7 protein-coding genes are annotated in these 12,067 nt (G+C 68.4%); 3 read left to right on the top strand and 4 right to left on the bottom strand.

Features of this window, described 5'->3' with window-relative positions:
• Positions 1–89 precede the first annotated feature (89 nt).
• The gene (gene fxsT / locus ACG83_RS28905) at positions 90–2,651 is read left to right on the top strand and encodes an FxSxx-COOH system tetratricopeptide repeat protein (protein ID WP_054569405.1); all 2,562 of its coding nucleotides are present in this window, start codon (positions 90–92) and stop codon (positions 2,649–2,651) included.
• 29 nt (positions 2,652–2,680) lie between these two features.
• On the opposite strand, the gene ACG83_RS28900 is transcribed toward fxsT (ACG83_RS28905), so the two are convergent.
• The 3 genes from ACG83_RS28900 to fxsA are packed head-to-tail and all read right to left on the bottom strand — an operon-like array spanning position 2,681 to position 5,936.
• A complete protein-coding gene (locus ACG83_RS28900; RefSeq protein WP_054569404.1) occupies positions 2,681–4,501 on the bottom strand; it encodes an HEXXH motif domain-containing protein in 1,821 nt (606 codons plus the stop codon).
• Positions 4,498–5,736: an FxsB family cyclophane-forming radical SAM/SPASM peptide maturase gene (locus ACG83_RS28895; protein ID WP_054569403.1), complete on the bottom strand. Its 1,239-nt coding sequence runs from the start codon at positions 5,734–5,736 to the stop codon at positions 4,498–4,500. The genes ACG83_RS28900 and ACG83_RS28895 overlap by 4 nt, the downstream gene beginning before the upstream one ends.
• Before the next feature lie 29 nt (positions 5,737–5,765).
• Entirely contained in the window at positions 5,766–5,936 is a 171-nt protein-coding gene (gene fxsA / locus ACG83_RS41690; RefSeq protein ID WP_063793230.1) for an FxSxx-COOH cyclophane-containing RiPP peptide, read from the bottom strand.
• A gap of 459 nt (positions 5,937–6,395) precedes the next feature.
• Between fxsA and ACG83_RS28890 the strand changes: the two genes are divergently transcribed.
• Both ACG83_RS28890 and fxsT (ACG83_RS28885) read left to right on the top strand, forming a co-directional pair.
• On the top strand, positions 6,396–7,814 hold the full coding sequence (locus tag ACG83_RS28890) for a TIR-like protein FxsC (RefSeq protein ID WP_054569402.1): 1,419 nt from the start codon (positions 6,396–6,398) through the stop codon (positions 7,812–7,814).
• Between the two features lie 5 nt (positions 7,815–7,819).
• Positions 7,820–11,773, top strand: a complete 3,954-nt coding sequence (gene fxsT / locus ACG83_RS28885) for an FxSxx-COOH system tetratricopeptide repeat protein (RefSeq protein ID WP_235498252.1) — start codon at positions 7,820–7,822, stop codon at positions 11,771–11,773.
• 77 nt (positions 11,774–11,850) lie between these two features.
• Here the strand turns inward: fxsT (ACG83_RS28885) and ACG83_RS28880 are convergent, their stop codons facing one another.
• Complete coding sequence (locus tag ACG83_RS28880; protein WP_054569401.1) at positions 11,851–12,036, bottom strand: hypothetical protein; 186 nt, start codon at positions 12,034–12,036, stop codon at positions 11,851–11,853.
• Between the last annotated feature and the right edge of the window lie 31 nt (positions 12,037–12,067).

Genomic DNA, 12,067 nt, shown 5'->3' with positions numbered 1-12,067 from the left:
ACTCCGCGCCGTCGGACGCTGCACTACCGTCGGTTGGTCCGTGCCGTCGCGCCGATGTCCGTACTTGACGAGCGGCGGGGGTTGTTATCGTGGCTTCGGTGGTGGAGTTCGATCCGGTGAGCGGCCCGGGTCGGGGGGTTCCGACGATCTGGGGTGGAGTGCCCCAACGGAACAAGAACTTCACCGGGCGGGAAAGCCAACTGACCGAACTGCGTCGTCGGATCGCCTCCGACGAGGGCGAGGTCACGGCGGTCCTCCCGCATGCCCTGCAGGGGCTGGGCGGTGTCGGGAAGACGCACCTCGCCATCGAGTACGCGTACCGCTATCAGGCGCATTATGACCTGATCTGGTGGATTCCCGCGGACCAGCCGGTCCTGGTCCGATCCACGCTGGCGTCACTGGCGCCGCGGCTGGGCCTGTCGGAGGGCGGCCTGCTGCGGATCGACGACTCGGTGGCCGCCGTCCTCGAGGCGCTGCGCCGTGGGACGCCCTACCGCCGCTGGTTGTTGATCTTCGACAACGCCGACCAGCCTGAGCTGATTCGCGGCCTGATGCCGCACGGTCCGGGCCATGTCCTGGTCACCTCGCGCAACCGTCGGTGGCAGAGCATCGTCGACACGATCGAGGTGGATGTCTTCGACCGGCGGGAGAGCCTGGAGTTCCTGCACCGCCGCGTGCCGGGTATCGCCAAGGTCGACGCCAACAGCCTGGCCGAGGCGCTGGGGGACCTTCCGCTGGCGCTCGAGCAGGCCGGAGCGCTGCAGTTCGAAACCGGTATGGACGTGCGTGAGTACCTTCAGCTGCTGAAGGACGCCTCCAGCAAGCTACTCGCCGAAAACCCGCCCGCCGACTACTCCCGGCCGGTGGCAGCCGCGTGGAGTCTTTCCGTGGCACAGCTGCGGGAGCAGGCTCCTTTTGCGCTCGAGCTGCTCCGCCGATGTGCATTCTTCGGCCCGGAGCCGATCTCGCTGGAAATGTTGGACCGCGGAAAGTACACCCTGGACTCGGATTTCGGTCTGTCCATGCAGGACCGGCTGATGGTGAGCCGCGCGATGCGGGAGCTCGGCCGCTACGCGCTCGCCCGGATCGACAACAGCCGCAAGACGGTGCAGGTACACCGGCTGGTCCAGATGCTCATTCGGGACGAGCTGCTGCCCGAGGAACAGGAACGGATGCGGGACGAGGTCCACGCCCTGCTCGTCGCCGCGGACCCGGGGGATTCCGAGACGCAGAACCGGGCCGGCTTCGAGAACCTTCTCCCGCACATCGTGCCGTCCGGTGTGTACGCGTCCACAGCGGTCCGGGCGCGTCAGCTCATCGAACACCTCATCGGCTATCTGTACAACGCCGGTGACCTCACGACGGCGTTGAGCGAGGCGGACCGCGCCCTGGACCGTTGGCGGGCGGATTCCGGTGATCGTGACCCGGATGTTCTCGTCCTCCAGGGAATCAAGGCGAACGTCCTCTGGGCCCTGGGCAGGTACCGGGAGGCCTATGAGCTCCGGCGCGGCACCCTCGACGCGATCACGGAGGTCCTCGGTGCGGACCACGAGGAAACCCTCATCATTCTGAACGGCCACGGCGCGGACCTGCGGGCCCGCGGTGAATTCCGGGCCGCGCTCGAGCTGGACGAGGACGCGCTGCCCCGCCATGAGCGGGTCTTCGGCCGGGACAACGCTCAGACCCATCACGTCGTGAACAATCTCGCGCTCGACTGCAGCCTCAACAGCGCTTATAAGCGGGCATTCGAGCTCGACCAGGACAACCTCACCAACCGGCGGGACATGTGGGGCGGTGACATCAATCCCTGGGTCGCCGCCTCGCTCGCCGCCGTCGCCCGCGACCAGCGGCAGGAGGGTCACTACCTGAAGGCGCGGGAGTCGGCCGAGTACGCCTACCGGGTGTTCGAGGAACTCGTGAACAGGCGGGAGCTCGCGGTCGACCACCCCTTCGTGCTCGCGCAGGCCAAGGATCTCTCGGTGGCCCGGCGCAAGGCCGGGTTCTTCCGCGAGGCGCTGGAGCTCGCCGAGCAGGTGTACGAGCGCTACACGTCGAGCCGCCAGTTCGGCAACGAGCACCCCGACGCCCTGGCCGCCGCGATCAACCTGGGTAACGCCCAGCGGGTGGCCGGCGATCCGAACGAGGCCGCGGAGCGCATCGAGAAGACCGTGAACCGGTACCGGGACATCTTCGGGGCTGACCATCCATACACCTACGGCTGCCACCTGAACCTGGCGCTGGTCCATCGCCAGCTCGGCCGGGTCGACGAGGCGGAGCGCCTGCTGAAGGACGCGCTGGCGGGGCTCGAGGGCAGGGTCGGCGCCGACCACCACTTCACCCTCACCTGCCTGGCGAACCTGGCGACCGCCAGGTCCGCGCAGGGGCTGGTGGCGGAGGCGTTGGAGATCGGTGAGAAGGCGCTCGCCCGCTTCGGTGAGCTCCTTGGCCCCGATCACCCGCATGCGCTGGTGTGCGCGACGAACGTGGCCCTGGACCTCTCCCAGACCGCCGGTCGGGAGGAGGAAGGCCGCAGGCTCGCGACGGAGACCTCGCAGCGTTATCGCCGGGTGCTCGGTCCGGACCATCCCGATGTGCAGGCAGGCGAGCGGGGCGAGCGCCTCGACTTCGACTTCGAGCCGCCGCCGCTGTAGGAACGTCGCGGTAGGGCATCGCCGCGCTGTCAGCGGGTGGTCTGCGACATCCAGGCTGCGAGTGCGTCGGGGTCGACCTGGTCGCTGCTGAGTTCCTGTACCTGCCGGCGCAGGTGCAGGACCACCTCGGGGCGTGCGGTCAGGACGTCGGCCCCGGGCTCGCCGCTGCCGCGTCGGCAGAGGACGAGCCCGGCCCAGGCGTCGAGCCGGTCGGGCTCGCGGGCCAGTTCCTCCTTGTAGCCGTCGGCCGCGGACCTGACGTCGCCGAAGGCGAGAGCCTGGTCCGCAGCCGTCACGGAGCCGTCGAGGACATGGGGAACGCCCTGCCGAGCGGCCTCGAAACGCTTCGGGTCCGTCAGACGCAGCAGGGTGAGGGCGAGCCGCTGGTTGTACACGAGCCCGCGGTGGCCTGGAAGGGGGCGGGAGCCCGCCTCGCCCGGTGGTGCGATGTCCTTGTCCATCCAGGCCCGCGCCAGCGCGGTGATCCACGTTGGCGCGGGTTGCAGGTTCCGTAGCCGCCAGGTGATCCAGGCATCGGCCGTGGTCAGCTCCGCCAGCGCCTGGGGGCCGGTGGGGACGGCGGCCTGCCGATGCCGTGCGACGACGCTGCGCATGCCGTCGAGGAAGCGCAGGCCCAGCGGAGTCATCGCGCCCGAGAGCCGCAGCGTGCTCAGCGCCCGCCACACCTCCTCTCGCCACCGGGCGAACTCAAAATGCGCGTACTCGCCGCCGTCCTGGTGAAGCCGCCGGAAATCCCAGAACGTGGTCAGGCCGAGGTAGGCGTAGGCACCCTGAAGAAGGCCGGCGACCGGCCGCGGGTCGCTGCGCCACGGAGCGTAGTAAAGACGGTCGTGAGCGGTATCGGTCAACGCAACGAGGTCGATCAGCGCGGAGAGCTTCGTGTGCTGGAACTCGTGCACCAGGCCGGCCGCGAAGGAGACGCCGTCCTTGGGAAGGGTCAGCGCCACGGCGCCGAACGCCTCCCCGGACGATGCGCTCAGCTCCGCCGCCCGCTCCGTCGAACGCAGTGGGTAGACCCAGCCCAGCCCGGCCGCCACCGCTGCGGCTGCCGAAAGATCGTAATGGCAGAGAATGCGCCAGCCCTCGTCGAGGCGGTGCTGCCAGGTATCGATCTCCTCATCCGCGACGCCGGGTGACATCGGGAGATCCAGCAGCGTGCGCGCGGGATCCGTGTCGTCCAGCGCAAGCTCGATCTCCTGGCCCCACCTCGAACTCGACAGGGTGCGCAGTGGGAGCCATTGACGCGCCAGGTCTCCTCGCCCGAAGCCGGCAGCCGCGATCACATTCACTCGCAGGGTCGTCTGCGGGTCGGCGGCGGCGTGAACTGTCACTGCTCCGCCCTGGACTCGAGCGACGGCCCACCCTGGGTTTCCGGTCCGGATACGGCCCAGCGAAGGCACGACGAGGTCGCCACCCCGCAGGAAAACCCTGATCTCCGCGTCCAGGCCGGTCCGCAGGGCGGCCGCGACCGCGAAGGCCGCGAGCATGTTCAGATCCTCCGCGAGTGGCACAGCCGGCCTGACGGTGCCGCGGATCCGGCGCATGCAGTGCATCGCCCACAGGCCGAGCCCAGGCGTGAGCAGGAGGCTCTCGACCGGGCCGGGATCCTGACGTTGGGCGGTGGACAACACGCGGAAGGCCTCGGCGAGCCCGCTGCGGGCGAAGTCGTCCGGAGCCTGCTGCGCGGCGTCCTCCAGCACCGCGCGCAGCGCGAGCAGCCGCTTGCTGAGCTGGGTTCGCCGGAGATAGCGGACGAGATCAGCGTGGCCGCCACCGGAGGCCAGTTCATCGAAATCGGCCAGTGCGAGCCGATGAAAGCCCACGTTCACTTCGAGCGCCGCACCTTGTCGATATCCGGTTGGATCCGCCGGTGGATCCGGTTTATCAGAGCAAGCAGATCCGGACAGTACACGGATCGGTTCTGGAAGCCGCTGCCGGCCCGGTAACGATGGGGGTAGTACCCGCCACCGCAGACCCGATGAACCGGGCAGGCGGCACAGTCGGCACCGAGCGCCGCGGCACCGATCTGACGGGCCAGGATGCCGGGATGGTGGAACGCCTCGTCGAAGTCGTCCCGCAGGACGGTGAGCCCGGTGGCCGCTGCCCCGGGGTAGGCCGACTTGAGCGCGTCGACCTGTTCGACCGTGCCATCCGTCTCGATGACGAGAACACTCGACGGGGAAAGCCCCACCGTCTCCACCTGGCTGTCTCCACCGAGAAGAAGAACGATGATCTCCAGGAACAGGCGGATGTCGGTCTCGTCCTCGGGCGCGGAGTACCAGCGCTCGAAGAGGGCGCCGAGCCAGTCGCCGTAGGGCGCCAGCCTTTCGTCCTCATCCCGGCCGGGCGGTCGGGATGTCCAGTTCCCGTGGGGAAGGAGGAAGTCCATCGCCGGAGGTTGCCAGGCCAGCAGGTTCTCGTAGACCGTGACCGGATCACTGTGCAGGTCCACCACGCACAGCAGGCCTGACAGCAGTGGCCGGAACCGTTCGGAGGTGAGCAGGCGCAGACCTGCCTCGACGCTGGCGTGGCTCCCACCGCCGTCGTGACGGACCCGCCGCCGGTCATTGTCTGCCGGGCCGCCGTCCACGCTCACGCCGATCTTCATCTCGACGTCCGCGCACAGCTCCAGGAAGGAAGGTGTCAGAAGTGTGCCGTTTGTCTGAACCGTGAGCTCGACGGCCGTGTCGGGGGCGACCGCGGAACGGATCTGCCGGGCCACGTGATCGAGGAAGGCGGCGCCCGCCAGCAGGGGCTCACCGCCATGGAGGATTACCTCCACCCGGGTGAGCTGGTGGCGTGCCGCGTGCGCCGCGATCCTGCCGGCCGTGGCCGCCACGACCTCCCGGCTCATCGTCACCGGCTGCCGACGCCAGCTCTGGTCCGCCAGGTGATACACGTAGCAGTAGGTGCAGGAGAGATTGCACCTGCTGTTCACCTTGAGGACGAACTGGCGAAAGGGCACCGGCTGCCATCCTCGGCCGGTCAGCCGTGTGAGCGTGAGCTCGTCGCCCGGCCATTCGCCCGCGCGCCCGCCGACACCCTGGGCGGAGGTGGTATTCAATTCGCTTGCACCATCCGGTCTGGCGAGGATCAGGCAGAGGATGTAAACCCGGCCGTGGCCGAACCCAGCCTCGTGGCCTCCCGTGCCAGCCGGTGCCGCACCTGCCGCAGGATCCTGTTCTCGTGGCCGGCCAGCTCGTCGAGGTAGCAACCTCCGACATCAGGCAGGAGCGTCTCGATCTCGGGCGACGATCGGTCCATCTGGTACCGCCTCCTCCACCTTGGATCCTCCAATCTAGTCGGTTAGGGCGGCAGGCGCCGCTACCGCGCATGAATCCGTCGTCACCGCGCCGTACCCGCAGCTTGTGGGCTGGCGGCGATCCCATCGTTTGCTGGTTTTGTCTGCCTCTTCGCTGTATTTGCGTCCGCCGGGCTCGAGCCAGCCGTTTCTTGCGAACTCCGGGGGCGCGCCAACATCCTCCGCACGTGTGCGGAGGACGTCGTAGAATCTGTTGCCACCCCCCTCGGGGCGGTCAACTCGGCTCAGGCAGACCGATCTGGGCCTGTGTACGCAGTGCGGTGGCCCGACACCGCGGGAGAGGGGCCAATCGATGCCGGGCAAGAGCGTCGGTCGGCAGGGCGTCCTGCATGCACCCGGAGCGGCACCAATGCCCGTGCGGCCTGGTCACCCGGGCAGCCACGACGGGCCGGGAAACACTGGTGCCCGCAGGAGTGCCTGAGGAGGAGGAACCCGAGGCCTGGCCGCTTTACTTCTTCCTCAGCTATGCGCGGGCGGACGGCGGCGACGGGCCCTATCTCGAGCGGTTCCACCAGGATCTCAGGGCCGAGGTGCGCCTTCGGGTCGGGGCCTCGGACGCCAGCACGGTGGGGTTCTTCGACCGGCGTTCGATCGAGCCGGGCCAGGACTGGTCGGCGGAGCTCGGTGCGGCTCTCGCGCGATGCCGCACCTTCGTCGCGATGTGTTCTCCGACGTTCTTCGCGAGTGTGTACTGCGGCCGTGAATGGACGGTGTTCGACGGGCGCCTTCGCGCCGCGGCTGCTGGTGGGCAGGGCAGCCCCGCCGTACTGCTACCGGTCATCTGGACGCCCTTGCGTGATCCGCCCAAAGTGTTCCTCCGGTTGCAGTATGATCACCAGGAGTTGGGAACGACGTACGCGCAGAGGGGTCTTCGGTACCTTCTGCAGCTGGATCGCAACCATGACATGTACCAGGAGTTCCTGGTGGCGCTGGCTACCCGAATCGTCCGGCTCGCCCACGAGTCACCGTTACCCCCGCATCCGGAAGCCATCGACTTCGACCAGGTTCCCAACATGTTCCAGGTCCGGCCTCTGGCGGGCGACGGCGGGGCACCTTCCGGGGCATCGAAGGAGATTGGGCCATCGGGGTCGCCGGGATCCGCTGAGCCGCAGCAGCCTCCAGCCGATCCGGAGCCGAAGCGGGAGCTGACGCCGGATCCGCACCAGGAGCCGCACCGACATCGGCACCGGCAGCCGCAACCGCGTCCGGAGACGCAGGGGGGTGGCCCCAGCCGCGTCACCTTCGTTCTGGCCTCCACCTCGCGCGATGAGATCGCCGTGCTGCGGGAGCACCTGGACTTCTACGGAAGTGATTTCGACGAATGGACGCCCTACCGCCCGCTGCACGACGACCGGGTGTGTGTGCTGGCTCAGATGGTCGCCGCGCGGCAGGGGATGACCTCGGCGGTGACCCGGTTGGACGACGGCGTGGCGGATCTGCTGGAGCGCTCCACGGCCCGCAATGAGATCGTGATTCTACTGGTCGACATGTGGGCGGCCAAGCTTGACGAAATCCGCCTTGCGCTGACCAAATACGACCGGCGCAACGAGCCGACGTCGGGCGTGCTGGTCCCCTTTAATCCCGACGATCTCGAGACGCATGAGAACCTTCAGCACCTGAAGGAGACGCTGGCGAGCGCGCTTCGGAACAACGTGATGCGGCGGGACAGGTTGTTTCGCGAGGAGATTCGTTCCCGGGAGGAGTTCGATCGGGCCCTGATCCAGATCATCGTCGACTCCCAGGCACGGATCTTCGAGCACAGGCGGATCTTCAGAGCGCCGAAGACCGCACGTGGCCTACCGCGTCTGGCCGGGCCGTGATGAGGGTGTCCGAAGAGGGGGTCTCCGAAGAACAGGTGCCCGCGGAGGCGTCCGGTACGGTCGTCACCTTCTACTCGTACAAGGGGGGTACGGGGCGCTCCATGGCTCTTGCCAACACCGCCTGGCTGTTGGCAAGCAGCGGATCCCGCGTCCTCGTCGTGGACTGGGATCTCGAAGCACCTGGGCTGCACCGCTACTTCCATCCGTTTCTGCATGATCCCGATCTTCGTTCCACCCGCGGCGTCATGGACATGATCTGGGATTTCGCGATCGCGGTCATGTCACCGCAGGGGCCGGGAGAGGAGGAATGGTTCGCGAGGTCCACCGAGGTCATGCAGTATGCGGTGTCGCTGACCTGGCCCTTCGCCTCGGGCGGAACCATCGACTTCGTCTGTTCGGGCCGCCACGATGCCGCCTACGCGCAGCGGGTCAACACCTTCGACTGGAACACCTTCTACGAGCAGCAGGGAGGGGGTGATTTCATTGACGCGCTGCGGGCCGACATGCGCTCGTCCTACGACTGGATTCTCATCGACAGCAGGACGGGTCTGAGCGACACCGCGGGAATCTGCACGGTGCAGCTACCCGACGTCGTGGTGAACTGTTTCACCCTGAGTAGCCAGAGCATCGATGGCGCCGTATCGGTCGCGCGTTCCATCGACGCGCAGGGGGACGGCCGGACCATCCGCCTGCTCCCGGTTCTCATGCGGGCGGACGACGGTGAGCAGCGCCGGCTGGAGCTGGGGCGTGACGTGGCGCGGGCCGCGTTCAACTCCTTTCTCCGGGATATGGACGACCTGGAGAAGGAACGGTACTGGGGTGACGTGGAAGTGCCATACAAGCCGTATTACGCCTATGAGGAGATACTGGCCGTCTTCGGTGACCGGCCCCGTCAGGAGGGCACCCTGCTCGCCGCCTACGAGCGGCTGACCTCGCATCTCACCCACGGGGTGGTGAGCGAACTGCCCCCGCAGGACGAGTTGCGGCGACGCGAGACTCTGGAGGTCTTCGAGCGCGCCCGGGTGACGATTCCCACCGAGGTTGTGCTCAGTTACTCGTCCGCCGACCGTCCGTGGGCGGACTGGGCCGCTGCCGAGCTCGAGGAGGCGGGCTTCCGCGTCATCGCGGATCCGATCGACTCGACCACCAAGGTCACCGGCGGCCCGCTGGAGGGGGCGGTCGGGCGCCGCCGCCTGGTGGCGATCTTCTCCCGGACCTATCTGCAGCTGCCCGCGGCGCTCGAGCGGTGGCGGCGCATGGTCGTGCTCGATCCCGACGGTGCACAGCGCCTGCTCGTACCGGTGCGGGTTGAGGAGATCCGGCTGTCGCCGGAGATCGCGGGCCGGGATGTGGCTGACCTCGTCGGCCTCGACGGCGCACGCGCGCGCCGAGCGCTTGCGGCGGCGGCGGGCAAGCCGTCGCAACCGGCACCGGCGACCAACCTGACGTCCAGGTTCGGGGAGGAGGTCCGCTTTCCCGGGGCGCCGCCGCGCGTCTGGGAGGGAGTGCCGGTGCGTAACCCGGCCTTTGTCGGCCGCGAGGAACTGCTCGCGAGCCTGCGTGACAGTTTCCTCGGTCTGGACGGGCCGCCGGTGCACTGCCAGGTGCTGCAGGGGCTCGGCGGAGTCGGAAAGACCCAGCTGGCGGCCGAGTACGTCTTCCGGTTCGGTGCCAGCTACGACCTCGTCTACTGGTTCGGGTGTGACCAGATGGCGCTCGTCCGCACTGGGCTGAACCGCCTGGCCGTCGATCTGGGCCTGACCGCCCGGAACGGTCGGGAGGGCGGCGCGGATGTCGTCGACGCGCTTCGCCGCGGAGTGCCCTACCGGCGGTGGCTGTTGGTCTTCGACAACGCCGAGGTCCCGGGCGAGATCCTTCCGCTGATTCCGCCCGGGCCCGGCCATGTGATCGTCACCTCGCGCAGCCGCGACTGGGGCCAGCAGTCTCTGCTGGAGATAGACCTGTTCAGCCGTCGGGAAAGCATCGGCCTGCTGCTGCTGCGTGCTCCCGGGCTGACGGAGGAGACCGCGACTCGGCTCGCCGAAGCGCTGGGAGACCTGCCGTTGGCTCTTGATCACGCTGGGGCGTGGCATTCCAGGACCGGCATGCCGGCTGAGCGGTACCTGCAGCTCCTTGAGGACAGCCCTGGGCCGTTGCTGTTGGACGAGGGGGCCCCTGTCTATCCGCCGCGGGTCTTCCGCACGTGGTTGCTGTCGATGCAGGGCCTGCGTGACCGGGCACCCACGGCGGCGCGGCTGGCACAGCTCTGCGCCTTCTTCGGCCCCGAACCGATCAGCCTCGATCTTTTCGCAAGCGTCGGGCTCGCGGTTCTGGCGGATGCCGACGACCAGCGCTTCCGTGACGACATCATGCTGGGGGAGGCCGTCCGGCAGCTGGTCGACCACGCGCTTGCGAGGCTCGATCCGCAGCGGCGGACCCTGGTGATGCACCGCCTCGTTCAGACGGTCATCCGGGAGGATCTCGCATCCGAGCAACGAACGCTGACCCGTGCACGGGTACATGCGCTCCTCGGCGCAGCGGATCCCGGTAACGCCGACGACCCGGCCAACTGGCCGCGTTATGACCAGATCAGGCCGCATCTGGAGCCTTCGGGTCTGATCTCGTCCCGGGACGAGACCGCGGCCCGAGTGGTCCGCAACCAGGTCCGCTATCTCTACATGCAGCGCGACCACGGCGGTTGCCGTGATCTGGCGCAGCGGACTCTGGAGGTCTGGCGAGGCCAGTTCGGTGCGGACGACGCGCGCACGCTGGAGCTCTGCCTGGACCTGGCGGACAGCTACCGCGCGCTCGGCGAGGCCGAGCAGGCCCACGAGCTGGACCGGCGGGCGCGCGACAGCCTGGACCGTCGCTTCGGCCCGAGCGACCCGCTGGCACTGCGTGCTGCCATGGCGCTGGGCGGCGACCTGCGGGGAACAGGTAACTACCAGGAAGCCCGCGAACTCGACGAGGCCACGTATCACCGCTATCACCAGATCTCGGGCCTCGACAGCAGGGAGAAGATCAAGTCGGCGAACAACCTTGCCGTCTCCCTGCGTTTCGTAGGCGATTTCAAACATGCGCTTGTGACGGGGAAGGAGGCCTACGACAGACAGCGCAGGATGTACGGCGACGACGACATCCTGACGCTGCAGTATGCAGACAGCTATGCCCGTGATCTGCGGGAGCTCGGCCGGTACCGGGAATCAGCCGAGCTGCTGGAACAAACCTTGGGGAACAGCCGTCGCGTCCTCGGCGAAGACCACCCGGACACGCTGCGAACCATGGCCAACCACGCGGTCTCGCTGCGCTGGGTGGGGCAGCTCGGGCGTTCCCTGAGCCTCGCAGGGGAAGCTTTCGGGAAACTTCTGCAGTATGTCGGGGAGAACCAGCCGATCACGCTGGCGTCCGCGGTGGGGCTGGTGAACTCCCGATGCCTCGCGGGAGCGGCTGCGCAGGCCCGTGAGCTGGCGTCGGACACCGTTCGGCGCGCGGACGACAGGCTCGGGGTGCGCGACCTGTCCGCTCTCGCGGCTGCCAACGGCCTCGTCATCGCGACCCGGTTGTGTGGGGAGCCACGCTCCGCGCTCGACCTGGCGAACCAGACGAGGCAACGGATTCGCGAATCACTGGCGGAGAACCATCCGTTCGCGGTCGCATGCTCGGTGAATCTGGCGAACTGCCTGTTCGACCTCGGCCAGTTCGCCGCGGCGCGACAGATCGACGAGGAAGCGGTGCGGCAGCTCGGCGCCCGGCTGGGCGATGAGGCCCCGGCAGCCCTGCTGGTGTCCATCAACCTCGCTGCGGATCATCAGGCGCTGGGTGACGAGGCCGGTGCCCGCGCGCTGCGCTCGGCGGTCCTCACCGAACTCGCGACGAACTTCGAGGAAGACGACTCTCTGCTGGCAAGCCTGCGATCGAACGGTCGTGCCGACCTCTGCATCGACCCGCCGCCGCCCTGACGGCCCTGGGAGCCTGCCCGGCATCGCAGACTGCCCGTCAGCCGCACCCGCCCGACAGCTTCACCTGCCCGACGGCTTCACGCGCTCGACGCGAAGCCGGCTACTGCGCCGTCCGGGTTCAGCGCCGCGGTGCGGAGCCGGCTCAACCCGCGGGCCAGGATGGCGTTGCCGACGGCGTCGCCCGGGGCGGCCTCCAGGGAGGCGAGATCGAGATCGGTGAGGTCCGGCAACGTCGACTCGATCTCGAACGCTGCGTCGCCCATGGCCTGCTCGCTTCCATCCGTCCCGGCTTGG

The sequence above is a fragment of the Frankia sp. R43 genome, from assembly GCF_001306465.1.
Lineage (GTDB): Bacteria > Actinomycetota > Actinomycetes > Frankiales > Frankiaceae > Parafrankia > Parafrankia irregularis.
This window is presented reverse-complemented; position numbering and strand designations above follow the sequence as displayed.